This window comes from Streptomyces sp. M41 (assembly GCF_043673425.1).
GTDB lineage: Bacteria > Actinomycetota > Actinomycetes > Streptomycetales > Streptomycetaceae > Streptomyces.
This window is the reverse complement of sequence record NZ_JBIMKE010000007.1, coordinates 300,268-320,189: the sequence shown is the minus strand read 5'-3', so window position 1 is coordinate 320,189 and position 19,922 is coordinate 300,268. Positions and strand designations below refer to the sequence as shown.

15 protein-coding genes are annotated in these 19,922 nt (G+C 70.9%); 12 read left to right on the top strand and 3 right to left on the bottom strand.

Annotated features, from left to right (window positions below; translation table 11 throughout):
- Window positions 1–259 precede the first annotated feature (259 nt).
- The 3 genes from ACHBTE_RS13200 (at window position 260) to lpdA (ending at window position 6,258) form a co-directional block, all read left to right on the top strand.
- A complete protein-coding gene (locus ACHBTE_RS13200; RefSeq protein ID WP_394723930.1) occupies window positions 260–3,577 on the top strand; it encodes an amidohydrolase family protein in 3,318 nt (1,105 codons plus the stop codon).
- 167 nt (window positions 3,578–3,744) lie between these two features.
- A complete protein-coding gene (locus ACHBTE_RS13195) occupies window positions 3,745–4,677 on the top strand; it encodes a hypothetical protein (protein ID WP_394723929.1) in 933 nt (310 codons plus the stop codon).
- Window positions 4,678–4,845: 168 nt separating this feature from the next.
- On the top strand, window positions 4,846–6,258 hold the full coding sequence (gene lpdA, locus ACHBTE_RS13190; RefSeq protein WP_394723946.1) for a dihydrolipoyl dehydrogenase: 1,413 nt from the start codon (window positions 4,846–4,848) through the stop codon (window positions 6,256–6,258).
- A gap of 18 nt (window positions 6,259–6,276) precedes the next feature.
- On the opposite strand, the gene ACHBTE_RS13185 is transcribed toward lpdA, so the two are convergent.
- Window positions 6,277–6,978, bottom strand: a complete 702-nt coding sequence (locus ACHBTE_RS13185; protein WP_394723928.1) for a CPBP family intramembrane glutamic endopeptidase — start codon at window positions 6,976–6,978, stop codon at window positions 6,277–6,279.
- A 288-nt stretch (window positions 6,979–7,266) separates the two neighbouring features.
- On the opposite strand from ACHBTE_RS13185, the gene ACHBTE_RS13180 reads away from it, so the two are divergent.
- The 3 genes from ACHBTE_RS13180 to ACHBTE_RS13170 all read left to right on the top strand — a co-directional run bounded on the left by ACHBTE_RS13180 (window position 7,267) and on the right by ACHBTE_RS13170 (window position 10,872).
- Window positions 7,267–8,043, top strand: coding sequence for a class I SAM-dependent methyltransferase (locus ACHBTE_RS13180; RefSeq protein ID WP_394723927.1), 777 nt, complete (start codon window positions 7,267–7,269; stop codon window positions 8,041–8,043).
- Window positions 8,044–8,195: 152 nt separating this feature from the next.
- Window positions 8,196–10,256 (top strand): discoidin domain-containing protein, encoded by a 2,061-nt coding sequence (locus ACHBTE_RS13175; RefSeq protein WP_394723926.1) that lies wholly within the window; start codon window positions 8,196–8,198, stop codon window positions 10,254–10,256.
- A 19-nt stretch (window positions 10,257–10,275) separates the two neighbouring features.
- Entirely contained in the window at window positions 10,276–10,872 is a 597-nt protein-coding gene (locus ACHBTE_RS13170) for a TetR/AcrR family transcriptional regulator (protein WP_394723925.1), read from the top strand.
- Window positions 10,873–10,899: 27 nt separating this feature from the next.
- Here the strand turns inward: ACHBTE_RS13170 and ACHBTE_RS13165 are convergent, their stop codons facing one another.
- Window positions 10,900–12,003, bottom strand: a complete 1,104-nt coding sequence (locus ACHBTE_RS13165) for an acyltransferase family protein (RefSeq protein WP_394723924.1) — start codon at window positions 12,001–12,003, stop codon at window positions 10,900–10,902.
- Between the two features lie 216 nt (window positions 12,004–12,219).
- On the opposite strand from ACHBTE_RS13165, the gene ACHBTE_RS13160 reads away from it, so the two are divergent.
- From ACHBTE_RS13160 to ACHBTE_RS13145, 4 genes are all read left to right on the top strand, one after another.
- Window positions 12,220–12,927 (top strand): hypothetical protein, encoded by a 708-nt coding sequence (locus ACHBTE_RS13160; RefSeq protein WP_394723923.1) that lies wholly within the window; start codon window positions 12,220–12,222, stop codon window positions 12,925–12,927.
- Between the two features lie 115 nt (window positions 12,928–13,042).
- Window positions 13,043–13,771, top strand: coding sequence for a class F sortase (locus ACHBTE_RS13155; protein ID WP_394723922.1), 729 nt, complete (start codon window positions 13,043–13,045; stop codon window positions 13,769–13,771).
- A gap of 119 nt (window positions 13,772–13,890) precedes the next feature.
- Window positions 13,891–15,789 carry a molecular chaperone HtpG gene (htpG, locus tag ACHBTE_RS13150; RefSeq protein ID WP_394723921.1) on the top strand — a complete coding sequence of 633 codons (1,899 nt, stop codon included), beginning with the start codon at window positions 13,891–13,893 and terminating at the stop codon, window positions 15,787–15,789.
- Window positions 15,790–15,890: 101 nt separating this feature from the next.
- Entirely contained in the window at window positions 15,891–16,301 is a 411-nt protein-coding gene (locus ACHBTE_RS13145; protein ID WP_394723920.1) for a VOC family protein, read from the top strand.
- A gap of 15 nt (window positions 16,302–16,316) precedes the next feature.
- Here the strand turns inward: ACHBTE_RS13145 and ACHBTE_RS13140 are convergent, their stop codons facing one another.
- Entirely contained in the window at window positions 16,317–16,916 is a 600-nt protein-coding gene (locus ACHBTE_RS13140) for a hypothetical protein (protein ID WP_394723919.1), read from the bottom strand.
- 222 nt (window positions 16,917–17,138) lie between these two features.
- Here ACHBTE_RS13140 and ACHBTE_RS13135 point away from each other — a divergent pair, with 222 nt between their 5' ends.
- Both ACHBTE_RS13135 and ACHBTE_RS13130 read left to right on the top strand, forming a co-directional pair.
- Entirely contained in the window at window positions 17,139–18,605 is a 1,467-nt protein-coding gene (locus ACHBTE_RS13135; protein ID WP_394723918.1) for a Y4yA family PLP-dependent enzyme, read from the top strand.
- Window positions 18,602–19,921 carry a pyridoxal-phosphate dependent enzyme gene (locus ACHBTE_RS13130; protein WP_394723917.1) on the top strand — a complete coding sequence of 440 codons (1,320 nt, stop codon included), beginning with the start codon at window positions 18,602–18,604 and terminating at the stop codon, window positions 19,919–19,921. The genes ACHBTE_RS13135 and ACHBTE_RS13130 overlap by 4 nt, the downstream gene beginning before the upstream one ends.
- Window position 19,922: the final 1 nt, after the last annotated feature.

Below are 19,922 nucleotides of genomic sequence, written 5' to 3'. Positions count from 1 at the left end.
TCTGGACGAAGACCGCAGACGAGATCCTCGACAAAGTCGCCGCATACTGCCGACGAATCTCTGACTCAGGTCACTAGCGCTCGGCCCGTGGACCGGTGCCGCCCCGGGGCGCGCCGTACGTCCGGCACTTCGCCGGCGGGCAGAGTCCCCCGATTGCGCGAAACCTTCGCTCCGGGATCCGTGAACCGCTTCGCACCCGTATGTTGCCACCAGCGGTCTCTCCTGTCCCGCCCGCCAACTCCGCGCTCTGGGAGCCTCCTTGGACTTCGCAGCCCCCGCAGCCCCTGAAGGCACCACAGCCCCTGAAGGCGCCGCAGACTCCCTCCGCGCCGGGCCGCTCTCCCGCCGCGGATTCCTCCGAGCCACCGCCACGGCCACCGTCACGGCCTCCGCCCTCACCACGGCCGGCGCACCGGCCGCCACCGCCGCCTCCGGCACACGGGCCGCGACCGCCGCGTCCTCGGCGACCACCCTCACCTTCACCGCCGCCACCGGCGGCTCCGCGACCCTCGCCCCGGCCGGTGACCGGCTGGTCGCCGAGATCCAGAACGTGCTCTGGTCGCTCCCGCGCAAGGGCGGCACCGCCGTCCCGCTCACCGCGCCCGGCCTGGAACCCACTCGCCCCCAGTTCTCGCCCGACGGCACCCTGCTCGTCGTGTGCGCCTTCCGCGACGGTGGCTTCCACCTCTGGACGCTGCGGCCCGACGGCAGCGGCCTGCGGCAGCTCACCGACGGCCCCTGGGACGACCGGGGCCCGGCGTGGTCGCCGGACGGCACCCGTATCGCGTTCGCCTCGGAGCGCGGCGGCGACACCGTGACCGGCGCCCCGTACCGCATCTGGGTCGTGGACGTACGCACCGGCGAGCTCACCCGGCTCACCGGGCACCCGGGACAGCGGGGACCCGGCCGGCCAGGCGGCCGAGGCAGCGGCGAGCAGGAGTCGCGACCGGACGCCCGCTGGGAGGACTTCGACCCCACCTGGAGCCCCGACGGGAAGCGGGTGCTGTTCGTCCGAGCCACCGTCACACCTACGAACACCCTCCGCGCCGCCACCCTCGCGTCGGTGGCCGCCGACGGCACGGGCCCCATCACCATCGAGCACACCGACGACTCCGGCGCCCAGCTCGTGACCCCCGCCGTCTCGCCCACCGGACGCCTGGCACACCTGCGCACCACGGCCTCGCCCGCGGCCTCCTGCACCCTCGTCGTCGACGGCAAGCCGGTCCCCGTGGCGGGCGACGTCCTTCCCGCGCCGCCCCGCTGGACCGACGGCGGGCGACTGCTGCTCACCGTCGACGGCCGGTTCCGCCTGCTCGACCCCGACACTCCGGGCGACGGCGAGGACATCCCGTTCACGGCGCCGCTGCCCGTGGACCGCCCCCGCTACCGCGTCAAGGCGTACGACTTCGACGGCACCGGTGTCCGCCCCGTCCGTGCCCTGCATCTGCCCGCGCTGTCACCGGACGGCCGCAGCGTCGCCTTCGCCGCGCTCAACGCGCTGTGGACATGCGGCACCCGAGGTGGCCGCCCGCCCCGCAAGGTCGTTCAAGTCCCCGCCACCCGTTATGTGTCGGCGCCGGTCTGGACGCCGGACGGCACGGCGCTGGTGTACACCGACGACCGTGCCGGGCTGTTCGCCGTACGGCACCGTGACCTCGCCACCGGCGAGGAGACCGTGCTCGCCGGGGGCGGCCGGGTCTTCCCCGCCCTCTCGCCCGACGGGACCCGGCTGGCCTGCCTGGACATGTCCGGCAACCTGGTGGTGCGCGACCTGCCCGACGGCGCCGAACGGACCCTCGCCGCCCCGCTCGGCGCGGGCGGACTGCCCGGCCGCCCCAGCTGGTCGCCCGACGGCAGATACGTCGCGTTGTGCGACCGCAACCGTCTCAACCAGCGCTTCCGCGAGGGCTACAACCTCATCCGCGTCGTCGACACCACCACCGGTACGTCCGTCCTGCACGCCCTCGCTCCCCATACCTCGCTGTCCGACCGCTATGACTCCGGCCCCGTCTGGTCCCCGGACGGCCGCTGGATGGCCGTGATCGCCGAGTCCGCCCTGTGGCTGCTGCCGGTCACGGCCGACGGCACCCCGGACGGCGAGCCCCGCCGCCTCACCGACGAAGTCGCCGACCACCCGTCCTGGTCCGCGGACGCCCGGACGCTGCTCCACCTCTCGGCGGGCACCCTGCGCCTGCTCGACATCGGCAGCGGCAGCACCCGTACCGTCCGAGTCCCCCTGGACCACCGCCGGCCGCGCCCGGCGGACACGGTCGTGCACGCGGGCCGCCTCTGGGACGGAACCGGTCCCGACGTCCGGGAGAACGTCGACGTCGTGATCCGGCACGGCCGCATCGCCGAGGTGTCCCCGCACCGCGCCGGCCGCCGCCCCGCGGCCCACCACGTCGACGCGAGCGAGCGCACCGTGATCCCCGGCCTGTGGGACGCGCACACCCACCCCTGGCAGACCACGTACGGCGGCCGGCAGACCGCGCTCCAACTCGCGTACGGCATCACCACGGCCGTCTCGCTCGGCGGCTTCGCCTACGAGCAGGCCCGCATCCGGGAGGCGGTCGCCGCCGGAGACATGGCCGGACCCCGGCTGCTGACCACCGGCGAACTGCTCGACGGGGCGCGGGTCGCCTACAGCATGGGCCGCGCCCACCGCACCCGGGAGGGGCTGCGCCGCACACTGGCGCGCGCGGCGGCCCTGGACTGGGACTTCGTGAAGACGTACGTACGAGCTCCGGCCTGGGTGATGCGGGAGGCCGCGGACTTCGGCCACCACCGCCTCGGTGTGCGCAGCGGCAGTCATCTGTGCACCCCCGGTGTGCAGTCAGGGCAGGACCTGACGACCCACCTCCAGGCCACCCAGCGACTGGAGTTCGGTCACGCCACCTCGGCGACCGCAAGGGCCTACCAGGACGTCGTGGAGATCTACACCGCCACCGACTTCCACCTCGTGGCCACGCCCTTCACGGCGTTCGCGCTGCTCGGCTCCGATCCCGCGCTCGCCGAGGACCCCCGCGTCACCGTGCTCATGCCGCCCTGGGACACGGCACTCGTCCACCAGCAGGCGGGGCAGCCGCCCACCGGAGCCCAACTGGCGACACTGGAAAGGGAGATGAGCGTCTACCGGCGCATCCTCGCGGGTGGTGGCCTGGTCGCGCTCGGCACGGACCAGCCGATCGTCCCGGCCGGACTGCACCTGCATCTGGCCCTGCGCGCCCTGCACGGCGCCGGCCTGTCACCGGCCGAGGCCCTGCACACCGCGACCCTGCTCCCCGCACGGGTCTTCGGAGCCGAGGGCGACCTGGGCACCCTTCAGGAAGGCAGGCTCGCCGATCTCACGGTCGTGGACGGCGACCCGTTCACCGACTTCGCCACCCTGATCCGCACGGTGGCGGTGCTCCGCGGCGGCGTCCTGTTCAAGCAGGCGGACCTGGTCGACGCCTTCGACACGCCGGACACCCGCCGGTCCTCCCCGCAGCCTTCACACCCGACCGGTGCCGAGTACTGGCTCCAGGTCGGCCGCCGGATGCGCCGCGAGGGCTGCTGCGACCCGGAGTGCGAGGGCTGACACGGCTGCCGTGACCGCCGGAGCGGGTCACGGGGCGCACACACTTCCTGTGACATCTGCGCAGGAGTATCACTCGGGCTGCACACAGCCCGTCGAAAGCGTCGTTAGCGTTCTGGCCGTTCGATCTCTCGGGACGAACATGACCAGGCCGCGGCCGAGCAGGGCCGGTGGCGCAGTCGACCCAGGAAGACCACATGGACTACTGCTCGTCGTGCCGTCGGCACCTCAACGGTGCCCTCGTGTGCCCCGGCTGCGGCGCCTACGCCCCGGACATCGCCCCCTCCGCGACCGGGGCCCCCGGAGCGCCCGCCCTGCCGGGCCCGGCGGCGACCGCGGCGGCGGCCTGGGAGAACCCCGCCACCGACACCTGGTACGACGGCTACTTCCGGGACGAGACGGCGCCTGCCCGCGTGGCCGCCTCCGACGCCTCGCACACCTTCGCCGAGTCCGCGGCCCCGGCGGCCGACGAGGACGTGAGCGCCGACGTCGAAGCCGACGCCGAAGGGGTGCACCTCGCCCCGCAGGGCCGGGCGGCCCGGCGGCGTCAGCGGGCCCGCTGGAAGAAGAACCAGCGCCGGGCCGTGGTCGCGACCGCCGTCGCCCTGGTCGGCGGCGGCCTGACCGTCTCGGCGCTGAACCGGGGTTCCGCCGACAAGGCCCAGGCGGCCACCGCACCGGAGAAGCCGAACACGGCGGCGGCCACGGAGCACCAGGCGCCGGAGCTCACCCGTCCGGAGTCCACCCCGCCGGACACCCGCACCGCCCCGCGCACCTCCGACACCCCGTCCAAGCCGTCCCCGACCAACGTCGCGCGCGAGCCCATCACCACACCGCACACCACCCGGCAGCTCACCCGACCGGACGCGGCGACCACACCTCCCGCGACGGCCCCCGAGGCCCCGCGGACCGAGTCGGTCTCCCCGCCCGGCGGCACGGACGCCGGCGACGACTCCGGCACCACGCCCGAGCAGCAGCCGGCACCGGCCCCGACGGCGACCGGGGGCGCGGACGACCGGACGCCCCCGCCGCAGTCGAACCCCGCACCGGAGGAGACCTCCCCCACCCAGCTCTGCGTGCTCAACGTCCTCTGCCTGGGCTGAGCAGGGCACGACCCGGCGCCGCCGCGCACCCACCTGAGTGCCTCGTCACACTCTCCCGCATCGCCACACGAGCGCGCCGATGCGGTCATGCTGGAGGAAGCCGACGCGATCTTCTCGCCGAGGCCGACACCGGCAGAGCAGGACGTCGTACTCAGGAAGGAACTCTCCATGGTCGAGCAGGACGAGCGCTTCGATGTCGTGGTCCTCGGCGCGGGCCCGGGCGGCTACGTCGCCGCCATCCGCGCCGCCCAGCTGGGCAAGCGCGTCGCCGTCGTGGAGGAGAAGTACTGGGGCGGCGTCTGCCTGAACGTGGGCTGCATCCCCAGCAAGGCACTGCTGCGCAACGCCGAACTGGCGCACATCTTCACGCGTGAGGCGAAGACCTTCGGCATCAAGGTGGACGGCACGGTCTCCTTCGACTACGGCGAGGCGTTCAGCCGTAGCCGCAAGGTCGCGGACGGCCGGGTCAAGGGCGTCCACTACCTGATGAAGAAGAACAAGATCACCGAGATCGACGGGCGCGGCACCTTCCTGGACCCGCACACCCTCCAGGTGGCGGGCTACGACGGCGAGACGCGCACCGTCGGCTTCGACCACTGCATCATCGCCACCGGCGCCACCCCGAAGCTGCTGCCCGGCACGCGGCGCAGCGCACGCGTGGTGACCTACGAGGAGCAGATCCTGGCCGAGGAACTGCCGGGGTCGATCGTCATCGCGGGCGCCGGCGCGATCGGCCTCGAGTTCGCCTACGTGCTCCACAACTACGGTGTGAAGGTCACCATCGTGGAGTTCCTGGACCGGATGGCTCCCTCGGAGGACGCCGAGGTCTCCGCCGAACTCGCCAAGCAGTACCGCCGGTTGGGCATCGACGTCCGCACCTCCACCCGCGTCGACGGCGTCGACGAGTCCGGCGAGCAGGTGCGTGTCACGGTCACCGGCAAGGACGGCGCCCAACAGGTCCTGGAGGCCGACAAGGTGCTCCAGGCGATCGGCTTCGCGCCGAACGTCGGCGGCTACGGCCTGGAGAGCACCGGTGTGACCGTCACCGAGCGCGGCGCGATCGACGTCGACGGCCGCTGCCGTACCTCCGTCCCGCACATCTTCGCCATCGGGGATGTGACGGCGAAGCTGATGCTCGCGCACGCCGCGGAGGCGATGGGCATCGTGGCCGCCGAGACCATCGCGGACGCGGAGACCATGGAGCTGGACTACGCGATGATCCCGCGCGCCACCTACTGCCAGCCGCAGATCGCGAGCTTCGGCTACACCGAGGCCCAGGCCCGAGAGCTGGGCTACGACGTGCAGGTCGCCAAGTTCCCCTTCACCGCGAACGGCAAGTCGCACGGCCTGGGCGACGCCACGGGCTTCGTGAAGCTGATCAGTGACGCCACCCACGGCGAACTGATCGGCGGCCACCTCATCGGCCCGGACGTGACCGAGCTGCTGCCCGAGCTGACCCTGGCCCAGCAGTGGGACCTGACCGTCCATGAGGTCGCCCGTAACGTCCACGCCCATCCGACCCTCGGTGAGGCGGTCAAGGAAGCGGTCCACGGACTCGCCGGTCACATGATCAACTTCTGACGGCCGTGCGGGCGGCGCTCAGTCGTCGAGCCACCAGCGGGCCGCCGCCCAGGCGAACGCGTAACCGAGGCTGTTGACCGCCCAGTGCAAGGCCATGGGCGCGAGCAGACTGCCGGAGCGGCGGCGCAGCTCGCACAGGACGACCCCGGCGACGGCCGTGACGGCGATCGCCACGGCCACCGTCGGCGCCACGCCGGCCGGGCCGTCCCCGAAGACCGAGGCGACGGCGGCGTTGGACCGGTTGACGCCCCGTGAGGGCATCAGATGCCACAGGCCGAACAGCAGCGACGACACCACCGTGGCCCGGGTCGTGCCGTGCCGGCGCCGGATCATGGCCCACAGCACGCCCCTGAAGGCGGTCTCCTCCAGCAGCACGGTCCCGAACGGCACCCGCACCAGCGTCACCCACAGGAGCCGTCCCACGGACAGGTCCGCCGCCCTCGCGTCCCGGAACGCCTCGCGGCCGGCCGGCACGGCGAGCAGAAGCAGCAGGACCAGCAGGACGAGAACGACCAGGACGGGAGCCCACCGCAGCCCCCGGCGCAGCCCCGCCGCGTCGATCCCCAGATCGGCCCGGGTGAGCCCGTCCCAGCGCGCGACGAGCAGCAGTACGGCCGTCGCGGACACACAGATCACCACGTACAGGGCGGGGCCCCGCGCGAGCCAGTTGTTCAGGAGGTTCGCGGCGGTCAGCACGGCGAGAGCACACAGGATCCGCATCCGGCTTCCAGCATGCCCCGAGCGGGGCCCCCGCGCCGACGGGGCGTGCCGTCGGCCACCCCCTGGGCCCTCGCCCAGCGCCACACCGAGCCCGCCCCGGCCCCATGGCCGCCACCCCGTCGGCGCCCCACGACCGCCATCCCGTCGGCGCCACGCGAACGCCGTCCCGTCGGCCCGCACCTGTGGCGCCGCGGCGCCCCGTTGAGCATCCTCGGTGTACGGCCCCGCAGCCGACCGGCACGGTCATCGCCGCTGCGGCTCCCCGCGTCCCCAGGAAGGCACGAATCCATGCCGGCCAAGAACCTCACCGCCAACCGCGCCGCCCTCGGCCATCGCCTCGCCTACGCCCTGCGCCATCCCGGCCGCGTCCCCCGCCATCTGGCCCGCAGCGCCCGCGACCTGTGGCTGCGCCGCCGGTATCCGGACCACGTCTCCTACTACCGTGCCGTGATGCGCTCCGACACCCGCGCCGACCCGGACGCGGCGGTCGGCAGTCACAGCCGCGAGCGGTGGCTGGCGCTCGGGGCGATGCAGTTCGACTACCTGACCGGCCACGGCCTGCGCCCCGAGCACCGGATGCTGGAGATCGGATGCGGCAATCTGCGGGCGGGCTGGCGGTTCATCCAGCACCTGGAACCCGGTCACTACTACGGCATCGACATCTCGCCCGACATCCTCTTCGCCGCGCAGGACACGGTCGTCGAGATGGACCTTCAGCGGCGGCTCCCCACCCTGACCCCCGTGCGCGACCTGACGTTCCGGTTCCTGCCCGACGCCCATTTCGACGTCGTGCACGCGCACAGCGTCTTCTCGCACTCGCCGCTGCCGGTCATCGAGGAGTGCCTGGCCAACGTCGGGCGGGTACTGGCGCCCGACGGCTGGTTCGACTTCACCTTCGACCGCACCGAGGGCGAGGAACATCACGTCCTGCGGGAGGACTTCTACTACCGCACCGAGACCCTCGTGGCACTGGCCGCGAAACACGGCCTGCGGGCCCGCTTCATGACGGACTGGGAGGAACTCCCGCACGGTCAGTCGAAGATCCGGGTCACCCACGAGCGGTGAACCGATGCCCCGTCAGTAACGCATCCGTGTCCGCCAGTAGGTCATCTGTCCCGGACTCTTGACTCGTCAGGCCGTAGTGGTCATCCTCGTCGCACATATTGCGAGGTCATGACAAGCCGTACCTCGCTGTCGCCGACCGAGGGACGTGGGCTGTGACCAGTGCCGGACGCCCGTACCGCCGACGCAAGAACGTCACCGTTGTGTCGCTCCTCCTGCTCGTGCTGTCCGTCGTGCTCGGACCCACACCGAGTTCGGCGGCCGGCAACTGGTGGGAGCCGACCGCACGGCCCGCCCCCGACTCCCAGGTCGGCGTGACCGGAGAGCCCTTCAAGGGCACCGACGCCAAGGGCGAGGTGCGCGGTTTCGTCGACGCGCACGACCACATCTTCTCCAACGAGGCCTTCGGCGGCCGTCTGATCTGCGGAAAGCCGTTCTCGGAGCAGGGGATCGCCGACGCCCTGAAGGACTGTCCCGAGCACTACCCGGACGGCTCCCTCGCGATCTTCGACTTCATCACCAACGGCGGCGACGGCAAGCACGACCCGAACGGCTGGCCCACCTTCAAGGACTGGCCCGCCCACGACTCGCTGACCCACCAGCAGAACTACTACGCCTGGGTGGAGCGCGCCTGGCGCGGCGGCCAGCGCGTCCTGGTCAACGACCTCGTCACCAACGGCGTGATCTGCTCCGTGTACTTCTTCAAGGACCGCAGCTGCGACGAGATGACGTCGATCCGGCTCCAGGCCAAGCTGACGTACGACATGCAGTCCTTCGTCGACAAGATGTACGGCGGTCCGGGGAAGGGCTGGTTCCGGATCGTCACCGACAGCGCACAGGCCCGCCAGGTCATCGAGCAGGGCAAGCTGGCGGTGATCCTCGGCGTCGAGACCTCCGAGCCGTTCGGCTGCAAGCAGATCCTCGACATCGCGCAGTGCAGCAAGGCCGACATCGACAAGGGCCTGGACGAGCTGCACGCGCTGGGCGTGCGCAGCATGTTCCTGTGCCACAAGTTCGACAACGCCCTGTGCGGGGTCCGCTTCGACTCCGGCACCCTCGGCACCGCCATCAACGTCGGCCAGTTCCTGTCGACCGGCACTTTCTGGAAGACCGAGACATGCACCGGCCCGCAGCACGACAACCCGATCGGCAACGCCGCAGCCGCGGCGGCCGAGAAGAAGCTCCCGGCGGGCGTGGACGTCCCCTCGTACAAGGCGGACGCGCAATGCAACGTCCGAGGGCTCACCGAACTCGGTGAGTACGCCGTGCGCGGCATGATGAAACGCAAGATGATGCTCGAGATCGACCACATGAGCGTCAAGGCCACCGGCCGCGTGCTCGACATCTTCGAGGCCGAGTCCTACCCCGGCGTGCTCTCCTCGCACAGCTGGATGGACATGGACTGGACCGAGCGGGTCTATGGCCTCGGCGGCTTCATCGCCCAGTACATGCACGGCTCCGAAGGCTTCATCGCGGAGGCGAAGCGCACCGAGGCACTGCGCGACAAGTACGGCGTGGGCTACGCCTACGGCACCGACATGAACGGCGTCGGCGGCTGGCCGGGACCGCGCGGCGCAGACGCGCCGAACAAGGTGACATACCCGTTCAAGAGCGTCGACGGCGGCTCGGTCATCGACCGGCAGACCACCGGCGAACGCACCTGGGACCTCAACACCGACGGAGCCGCCCACTACGGCCTCGTCCCCGACTGGATCGAGGACATCCGCCGCGTCGGCGGCCAGGACGTCGTGGACGACCTCTTCCGGGGCGCCGAGTCCTACCTCGACACCTGGGCGGCCTCCGAGAACCACGCCTCCGGGGCGAACCTCGCACGAGGCGCCGCCACCTCGGCCAGCTCCTCGGAGTGGAGCCTGTTCACCAGCTACCAGCCGAACCGGGCCGTCGACGGCGACAGCCGTACGCGCTGGGCCAGCGGCTGGAGCGACGACCAGTGGCTCAGGATCGACCTCGGTTCCACCCAGCTCGTCAAACGGGTCACTCTCGACTGGGAGCGCGCCTACGGCAAGTCGTACCGCATCGAGCTCTCCACGGACGGCACCAACTGGCGGACCGTCTGGTCCACCACCGCCGGCGACGGCGGCCTGGACACGGCCAGATTCGACGGCACCCCGGCCCGCCATGTACGCATCCACGGGCTCGGCCGGGGCACCGGCTGGGGATACTCCCTGCACGAGGTCGGCGTACACAGCAGCTGACACCCACGAGAGGGGCTCCATGGCACGGTTGCCGTCCGCCGAGCGGCGGCGACAGCTCACCGAAGCGGCGATCAGGGCGATGGCCCGGGACGGCGTCCCCAGGACGACCACCCGGTCCATCGCCGCCGAGGCGGGCGTTTCGCTCAGCGTCTTCCACTACTGCTTCGACTCCAAGCAGGAGCTCGTCGAATCCGTCATCACGACCATCACCGAGCACTACGTCACGGTCGTCAAGGACGCCATCCGCCCCAGAGCCACCCTGGAGGAGACGATCCGGGCCGGCTTCCAGGCGTACTGGGACCATGTGCGCGCCCATCCGGACGAGCACATGCTCACCTATGAGCTGACGCAGTACGCCCTGCGCCGGCCCGGCTTCGAACACCTGGCGCGCCGGCAGCACGAGCTGTACGCCGAGACCTACGCCGACCTCATCGACCAGCTGCGGCGCACCATGGGCGTCCGGCTCCGCGTGCCCGTCCCCGTGCTGGCCCGCTATCTGGCCGCGATGACCGACGGGCTGACCCTCAACTACCTCGTGCTCGGCGACGAGGCCGCCTGGAACGACATCCTCGACACGGTCACCGCACATGTCGCGGGGCTCGTGCACGAGCCCTAGACCTGTCGGACACCCCCAGGGCCGCCGTCAGCCCCGTACGGCCACCCCGCCACCGGCCGTCTCCCGCGTCTCCTCCCGCCGGAACAGCCACCGCATCTCCGGTTCCACCACGAAGCGCAGCGCGCGCCGGACGGGCGGGGTGCACAGCACGGTCACCACGACGGCGGCGACCCCGGTGACGACGAGCGCGCCGAGCGGCTCATGGACCCAGGCGGGGTCGTACCAGCCCCAGAGCTTCGAACCCTGCGCGACGAAGCCGTGCAGCAGATAGCCGTACAGCGTGCCCGCGCCCAGCACCGTGCACCACAGCCGCCGCCCGGGCACCCAGGACAGGAAGCACGCCACCAGCAGCAGCGAGCAGCCGAACAGGACCGGCGTCATCACGAGCCCGGACCACGCGGGCGCGCCCAGCTCCTCGGCGCTGTCCCGGTGGTAGAACCAGCTGCCCGTCATCCGCGGCACCGCCCAGTACGCCACGACGAAGGCCCCCGCGAACACCGGCACGGCGGCGATCCGCACGGCGCGCCGCCGGACCAGCCGGAAGTGCTCCGGCTTCAGCAGCAGACCCAGCACGAAGTACGGCAGGAACTGAAGGGCGCGCTGGAGATCGAGATCGTTGCCTATGGACGGCGACAGGGTGGCCAGCATCGCCACCCCGAGCGCGATCGGCAGCGGCGCGCGCACCCGCTGCCAGAGCGGGGTCGTCAGCCGCCACAGGAACAGCGCCGCCAGGAACCACGTCAGATACAGCGGGTCCAGCAGACTGACCGGGCGGTCCGGCTCATGGTCGGTCCACCTGGTGTACAGGGTGTACGCCGTCTCGAAGACGACGTAAGGGACGACGAGGCCGGTCACCAGGCGCTTCACCCGCGCGGGACGGCCGTCGAAGCCGCGCGAGAAGTAGCCGGAGATGATGATGAACGCCGGCATGTGGAACGCGTACACGAGCATGTACAGCGCGTCGACGGTCCGGCTGTCGTCGCGCAGCGGCTCCCACGCATGGCCCACCGCCACCAGCACGATCGCCGCGTACTTGGCATTGTCGAAGAACGCGTCCCGCTGCTTCGAAGGCGCAGGTGACGCGGCTGTGGCCGGGGCGGGAGCGGTCCGTACAGGGGTGTGCGGGGACATTTCACGCGTCTGACCACTTCCGGAGGACGTAAACCTCCTCGGACGGGCATCCACACCGTAGGTCCAGGCCATAGGGCCGTAGGAGTGTGGTCGTAACCCGTGTGAACGCTCCGGATGGTGCGCCCGGCAGTCATGGCTGACGGTGGATCACGTCAAGGCCTGGCTCCAGTGGTGATGAAGCGTCAGCCGCCCAGGCCATGACGGAAGGATTCACCTATGCGCTCTGTCCGCATGCTGCTCGCCACCGCGACGGCCACGGCCGCCTTGGCGATCGCCCCCACCGCCTACGCCGTCACGGCCGGGGACTGGGAAACGGAGGACCCGTCCTCCCACAGCAAGGAGCACGACTCCGACTCCGGCAAGCACGACTCGGACTCCACGAAGGAGCACGGGAAGGACTCCGGCAAGGAGCACGGGAAGGACTCCGGCAACGAGTACGAGAAGGACTCCGGCAAGGAACACGACAAGGACTACAGCAAGGATCACGACAAGGACTACAGCAAGGATCACGACAAGGAAAGCAAGCACGACGGTCCGCGTGGCGGGGTGCACACGGGTGGCGGAGCGCTTGCTGCCGTGAACAACGAGGACGACTGGGGCGGCGGCCACGGCCAGGAGACGTGGGGCGGCGACGACCACGAGAAGGGCCCCTGGAAGGACGATCACGGCAAGGACGACCACGGCAAGGACGACCACGGCAAGGACGACTCGTGGAAGGGCGACCACGAGAAGGACTCCTACGCCGGCGACCACGACAAGGAGTCCTGGGGCGGCGACCACGACAAGCCGCGCGGCGGCATGCACACCGGCGGCGGCGGCCTGTCCTCCCCGGGTGTGACCGCGGGCGGCCTGGCCGTGCTCGCGGCTGCCGGCACCGGCATGTACGCGCTGCGCCGCAAGAAGGCCGCCGGGAACATGGCCTGACCATGCCCGACGACATAGCCGCTGTGGCCGCCGCACGTGCGCCGCGCGTCGCGGCGGCCTCGCCCTCCCACCCCTGAGTTGTCTTTGCCGCTGTGCCCGAATGAGGTGGTGCCCGATGGCCGTCGGCCGTCCCCCGTCCCCCCAAGCCGACCTGGCCTCCGCCGAACCGGGTGCCGCGAGCTCACGGCGCATAAGGCGCACAGCGGTGACGATGTTCTGGGGCGCCGTGGCCGCCATGGTCATGGTCATGACCTTGCCCGGCGGACAGGACGACACGACCGAGGGGCACCGCGCACCGCACGCCCCACCCGGGATCACCTCACCGGCGGTCGGGTCGTCCCCGTCGGCCGCCGGGCGGGCCTCACCCGGCGCCGCGCCCGCGGGCAAGCATCTGTCCAGGTCACGGCCGACCCGCCTGCTCATCCCCAAGATCTCCGTCAGCGCCCCGTTCGTCGACCTCGCCATCGGCCGCACCGGACAGCTCGAAGCGCCGCCGGCCCATGACACCAACCTCGTCGGCTGGTACGCCGAGGGCGCCTCCCCCGGAGAGGCGGGCACGTCGATCATCGCCGGGCATGTCGACACGGCGACGTCCCCCGCGGTGTTCGCCGACCTCAGCGAGCTGGAGAAGGGGGACCGCTTCCAGGTGCTGCGGGCCGACGGCCGCAAGGCGTCCTTCGTGGTCGACAGCGTGGAGACGTTCGACAAGGACGACTTCCCCAGCCAACGCGTCTACGGCGACACCTCCCAGGCCCAGGTCCGGCTCATCACCTGCGCGGGCGACTACGACCGTCAGGTCCGTGACTACACCGCGAACCTCGTCGTCTTCGCCCACCTCGCCTGATCCACCCGGCAGCGTCTGCCAGGGCTTTTCCTCCGACCGCAGCACAGTGCGCCGACGTCGTGTCCTAGAGTGACTGCGACCCGTTTTAGGTGACTGGACCTGTGAGGTAGTCGCGAACCATGCCGACCGAGACGTTTGAGTTCCAGGTAGAGGCCCGTCAGCTCCTCCAGCTGATGATCCACTCGGTCTACTCGAACAAGGATGTCTTCCTGCGGGAGCTCGTCTCCAACGCATCCGACGCGCTCGACAAGCTGCGCCTGGAGAAGCTGCGGGACGACACGCTCGAGGCCGATGTGTCGGACCTGCACATCGAGATCGACATCGACAAGGAGGCCCGCACCCTCACGGTGCGGGACAACGGCATCGGGATGTCGTACGACGAGGTCGGAAAGCTCATCGGCACCATCGCCAACTCCGGCACCGCGACCTTTCTGAAGGAGCTGCGGGAGGCCCAGGACGCGGCTGGGGCCGAAGGGCTCATCGGGCAGTTCGGGGTCGGCTTCTACTCCGGCTTCATGGCGGCGGACGAGGTGACGCTGGTGACCCGGCGGGCCGGCGAGGACCAGGGGACCCGCTGGACGTCGCGCGGCGAGGCCACGTACACCCTGGAGACGGTCGCGGACGCGCCGCAGGGCACCTCCGTCACCCTGCACCTGAAGCCCGCCGACCCCGAGAACCAGCTGCACGACTACACCTCGCCCTGGACGATCAGGGAGATCGTCAAGCGGTACTCCGACTTCATCACCTGGCCGATCCGGATGGTCCCGGAGCAGGGCGAGGGCGAGAGCGCACCCGAACCCGAGACGCTGAACTCGATGAAGGCGCTGTGGGCGCGCTCACGCGACGAGGTGTCGGACGACGAGTACCACGAGCTGTACAAGCACATCAGCCACGACTGGCGCGAACCGCTGGAGACGATCCGCCTTCAGGCGGAGGGCACCTTCGAGTACCAGGCGCTGCTCTTCGTCCCCTCGCACGCCCCGCACGACCTGTTCACGCGGGACTTCAAGCGCGGCGTCCAGCTGTATGTGAAGCGCGTCTTCATCATGGACGACTGCGAGGCGCTGCTCCCGCCGTACCTGCGCTTCGTCAAGGGCGTCGTCGACGCGGCCGACCTCTCGCTCAACGTCTCCCGCGAGATCCTCCAGCAGGACCGGCACATCAAGATGATGCAGCGCCGGCTGACGAAGAAGGTCCTGTCCACGGTCAAGGACTTCATGACCAAGGACGCCGACCGCTACGCCACGTTCTGGCACGAGTTCGGCACCGCCCTGAAGGAGGGCCTGGTCACCGACTCCGAGAACCGTGAGGCCATCCTCGCCGTCGCCTCGTTCGCCACCACGCACGCCGACGACGAACCGACCACGCTCGCGCAGTACGTGGAGCGGATGCGGGACGGCCAGGACGACATCTGGTTCATCACCGGTGAGTCCCGGCAGAGCATCGAGAACTCCCCGCACATGGAGGCGTTCCGGGACAAGGGCATCGAGGTCCTGCTGCTCACCGACGCCGTCGACGAGGTGTGGGTCGACACCGTGGGCGAGTTCCAGGGCAAGAAGCTGCGTTCCGTCACCAAGGGCGAGATCGACCTCGACGGCAAGGGCGACGACAAGGCCGGTGAGGAGCGCGAGAAGCAGGCCGAGGAGTACGCCGGCCTGCTCGGCTGGATGCGGGAGCGGCTGGAGGAGGACATCAAGGAGGTCCGCCTGTCGACCCGGCTCACCGTCTCCCCGGCCTGCGTCGTCTCCGACGCCCACGACCTGACCCCGGCCCTGGAGAACATGTACCGCGCCATGGGCCAGGAAGTGCCGCGCACCAAGCGGATCCTGGAGCTCAACCCCGAACACCTGCTGGTCAAGGGCCTGAACCAGGCGTACAAGGAGGGCTCGGACCACTCGGGTCTCGCCGAGTCCGCCGAGCTGCTCCACACGCTGGCGGTGCTCGCCGAGGGCGGCCAGCCGAAGGATCCCGCGCGTTTCGTGAAGCTGGTGGCCGATCGCCTGGAGCGCACCCTGTAGCAGGCGTGGCGTAGGCCGAGTGGACGTGTGCGCGGGCCGCTGTCAGTGGCCCGCGCTAGTTTCTGCTGAGTCGGTTCTCGTGCCCCACTCCGGGAGGATCCATGGCCTCGCGTCTCAACCCGTACATCACCTTCGCCGGCGACGCCCGGCAGGCGATGGAGTTCTACCAGGACGTCTTCGGCGGCACCCTGGTGCTCAACACCTACGCCGAGTTCGGCCAGAAGGACACCCCGCTGGCCGACAAGATCATGCACGGCATGCTCGAAGCCCCGAACGGCTTCACCCTGATGGGCGCCGACACCCCGACGGGCGACCACCGGCCGGGCAACACCATGTCCGTCAGCCTGAGCGGCGACGACGACGCCGAGCTGCGCGGCTACTGGGAGAAGCTGGCCGAGGGCGCCACGGTCACCGTGCCGCTGGAGAAGCAGATGTGGGGCGATGTCTTCGGCATGTGCACGGACCGCTTCGGCATCGCCTGGATGGTCAACATCACGGGACAGGGCGGCTGAGCCCGGGCGGCGTGGTCACCGGTCGGGCAGCCAGGCGCTCAGCGCCTCGATGAGCCGGTCGAGGGCGGGCTCCTCGGCCGAGCGGTCCGTGACGACCGTACGGCCGTCGAACCGGAGCGTGTACTGGAACAGGTCGGCCGCCTCCATGTTCCTGGTGAGGTCGGAGACGCCGTCCAGGGCCGGGTCGCCGAGCAGCGTGCGCAGCTCGGTGAAGTCGGCCGGGCCGGCCCGGCGGACGGCGCGTTCGCCCTTGTCGTCGGTGTGCAGGGTGCCGTCGCCGCGCAGGGTGACCTGCTTGCGGACGCCGGCGAAGCCGCCGGTGACCACCATGGTCACCAGCTCCTGATCCGGTCCGGAGACGGGGACCGGCGAGGCAGCCCCGGTGGGGGAGGCGGGCGCCGAGGACGAGTGCGAGGCCGGCGGTGCGGGCGCGGGGGAGCCGGGTGGCGTCGAGCCCGGTGATGCCGAGACGGGTGCGGTGGTCGAGGTGCTCACGACCGGCCCCGACGGCTTCGCCGCGCTGCCGTCGCCGTCGTCGCCGTTCTCGGAGGAGCACCCGGTCACCGCCAGCACGCCGGCCACGAGCACCACGACGGCCCATCTCCCACCGAACACGGCGCCTCCGTCCCGTCGAACACTTCAACTTGGAGTGTCCCTACCACGGAATGCACAGTTCCGGACCGGGCGGGTTCCGGCCGTCCGCTGACGCAATCGCCCATGCCGGTCGGGACCGGGCGTAAACCGCCGGAAGCAAGGGAAAGGAGCTATACGGCAAACCGCGGGGAGTGGTCGTCAGCGCCCGGAGTGTCGGGCCCGAAGCGCTGGGGAGGGCCGGGCATGGGCGGGCAGCCCTTGTATCTCGCACCGCGGCTGGAAACCCGGCTGCGCTCGTTACTGGACGCCCGGGGCCTGCTGCACACCCTCGCCGACGCCCTCGGGTCTCCGCTGAACGTTGTCGTCCCCGACCAACTCGCCGAAAATCTCCAGCAGTTCCGCTCCGTCTATGGCAAGCACCACCTGGCCGGGCAGATCTTCCTCGCCCACAAGGCCAACCGCTCCAGCGCCCTGCTGCGACGGCTCGCCGCCACGGACGCGGGCGTGGACGTCGCCTCGCTCGCGGAACTGCAACACGCGCTGGGCGCCGGCTTCACGCCCGACCGGATCATCGCCACCGGGCCGAAGAACCCGGAGTTCCTGTGGCTCGCGGGCCGCGCGTCGGTCACGGTCAGCGTCGACACGCGCGGCGAACTGGAGCAACTCGCCACCCTGGTCCGCAAACACGCCCTGCCGCCCACCCGCGTCCTGCTCCGCCTGTCGGGGTTCGAGACCTCCGGCGTACGAGTGCTGAGCCGGCGCAGCCGATTCGGCACCGGTGTGGCGGAGTGGGCCCGGCTGTTGGAGGCGGTCGAGCAGCATGCCGACGTCGTCGACCCGGCGGGGGTGGCCTACCACCTGGACACGACCAGCCTCACCGAGAAGGCGACGGCGCTGGAAGGCTGTCTGCGGGTGCTGGAGGAGTGCCGCAGCCGCGGGCTCAGGCCCCGGGCCGTGGACATCGGCGGCGGGTTCGGCGTGAACTACCTGGCCGACGGCGGGCAATGGGAGCGGTACACGACCGCACTCACCGAAGCCGTGCTGGGCACCCGCCCGCCCCTGACGTACGGCGGCCACGGCTACGGGCTGCGTGACGAGGCCGGCACCCTGCGCGGCGCGCTGGGCCTGTACCCCGCTCATCGCCCGGTCGCCGGTGCCCGCTATCTCGACGAACTCCTCTCCCACCCGGCCCCGTCGCTGGGCGGCCGTCCCCTGGCGGCTCTCCTCCTCGAGCACCTCTACGACCTGCACACCGAGCCCGGCCGAGCGCTGCTGGACCAGTGCGGAGTGACCCTGACCAAGGTGCTGGAGGTGCGCGAACACGAGGACGACGGCCCCCTCCACGTCCGGCTCGCGGTCAAGTCCGACGACGTGGCACTGGAGGAGCACGGGGTGCTCATGGACCCCGTCGTCCTCCCTCGGGTCCAGACGGGAACAGGCGCCGGACCCGTCGCCGTGCACCTCTTCGGCAGCCTGTGCCTGGAGTCCGACCTGATCACCCGCCGCACGGTCTTCCTGCCCCGCCGCCCGGAACCGGGTGACCTGCTGGCGTTCGCCAACACGGCCGGCTACTGCATGGACTTCCACGCCACCCGTGCCCAGCACCAGCCCGTCGCCCGCAAGGTCGCCACCTGGCGGGAGGGCGACACCTGGCGCTGGTGCCTGGACGACCAGTACTGGCCGACCACACCCGTGGGGGGAGCGCAGTGAGGTACGACAGCATCACCGAGGCCATCGGCAACACACCGCTGGTGCGCATCGATCCGGCCGTGCACGGCCTCAGGAACATCGATCTGTACGCCAAACTGGAGTTGCTCAACCCCTTTGGATCCGTCAAGGACCGGGCGGCCTGGAACATGGCCCGTCCTTTTCTGGCCGCCGCGGCCGGCCAGGGCGGTCAGGTCGTCGAGCTGTCGAGCGGCAACACCGCCAAGGCCCTGGCCGTCCTCGCGGGCATGCACGGCCTGACCTTCAGAAGCGTCACCAACCGGATGCGCATTCCGGAGATCAAGGACCTGCTGCTGTTGCTCGGCGCGGAGATCGAGGAACTCCCCGGCCAGAGCGAATGCCTGGACCCGACGGCCACCGATGACCCGCTCACGCTGTTCCACCGCACCCTCCGCGAACCCGGCGGCACCAGCCTGCACACCGACCAGTACTTCAACCCCCGCAACACCGACGCCCATTTCACCGGCACCGGACCTGAGATCGTCAAGGACCTGGACGGCCGGGCCCCGGACTGGTTCATCGCCTGTGTGGGCACCGCGGGCTCCTCCACCGGTGTCGCCCGCGCCCTGCGCGAACACGATCCGGCCGTACGGGTCGTCGGCCTGGTCGCGGCCAAGTCCGACTTCGTGCCCGGCATCCGCACCATCGACGAGGCGCACGAGGTGGGCCTGTTCGACCCGGGCACCTACGACTCGATCGAGGCGGTGCGCGCCGATGACGCGATCGAGGGGATGCTGACGCTCAACCGCCGCTGCGGCATCCTGGCCGGCCCGACCGGAGGAGCCGCCTATTTCGGCGCCGTGCGGGAACTGCGCGCCCTGGACGAGGAACTGACCGAACGGCAGTCCGCTGTCTTCATCGTCTGCGACCGGGTCGAGAGCTATCTCAGCTATGTCCGTCAGCGGCGCCCCGACCTCTTCGGCAGGCCGCGCCGCGGCAATTCCCTGGCCGATCTGACGGACGCCGACATCCGCACCGCACCGGCCATCGGTGTCGCGGACGCCCAGAAGTGGATCGCCACCGGCGAACCCCTCGTCGTCGACCTGCGCAGCCCCTACGCCTTCGCCGCCCTGCACATCGACGGCTCGGTCAACATCGTGGACGAGCTCTTCGAGGAACTCCTGCACGGCGGGCTGCCGTTCAGCCGCAACCGACCCGTCCTGCTGGCCTGCCCGGTCGGCGAGAAGTCCGCCCGGCACGCCGCCCTGCTGACCCGCATGGGCCACCCGGACGTCCGCAGCCTCACCGGCGGAATCATCGCCTGGCGCGACGCCGGCGCGCCCCTCGTACGGGACTGAT

Excerpts from the sequence above, each read along its gene's own strand:
- lpdA (WP_394723946.1), top strand. The coding sequence starts at position 4,846 with ATGGTCGAGCAGGACGAGCGCTTCGATGTCGTGGTCCTCGGCGCGGGC.
- ACHBTE_RS13185 (WP_394723928.1), bottom strand. The coding sequence starts at position 6,978 with ATGCGGATCCTGTGTGCTCTCGCCGTGCTGACCGCCGCGAACCTCCTG.
- ACHBTE_RS13180 (WP_394723927.1), top strand. The coding sequence starts at position 7,267 with ATGCCGGCCAAGAACCTCACCGCCAACCGCGCCGCCCTCGGCCATCGC.
- ACHBTE_RS13170 (WP_394723925.1), top strand. The coding sequence starts at position 10,276 with ATGGCACGGTTGCCGTCCGCCGAGCGGCGGCGACAGCTCACCGAAGCG.
- ACHBTE_RS13165 (WP_394723924.1), bottom strand. The coding sequence starts at position 12,003 with ATGTCCCCGCACACCCCTGTACGGACCGCTCCCGCCCCGGCCACAGCC.
- ACHBTE_RS13160 (WP_394723923.1), top strand. The coding sequence starts at position 12,220 with ATGCGCTCTGTCCGCATGCTGCTCGCCACCGCGACGGCCACGGCCGCC.
- ACHBTE_RS13155 (WP_394723922.1), top strand. The coding sequence starts at position 13,043 with ATGGCCGTCGGCCGTCCCCCGTCCCCCCAAGCCGACCTGGCCTCCGCC.
- htpG (WP_394723921.1), top strand. The coding sequence starts at position 13,891 with ATGCCGACCGAGACGTTTGAGTTCCAGGTAGAGGCCCGTCAGCTCCTC.
- ACHBTE_RS13145 (WP_394723920.1), top strand. The coding sequence starts at position 15,891 with ATGGCCTCGCGTCTCAACCCGTACATCACCTTCGCCGGCGACGCCCGG.
- ACHBTE_RS13135 (WP_394723918.1), top strand. The coding sequence starts at position 17,139 with ATGGGCGGGCAGCCCTTGTATCTCGCACCGCGGCTGGAAACCCGGCTG.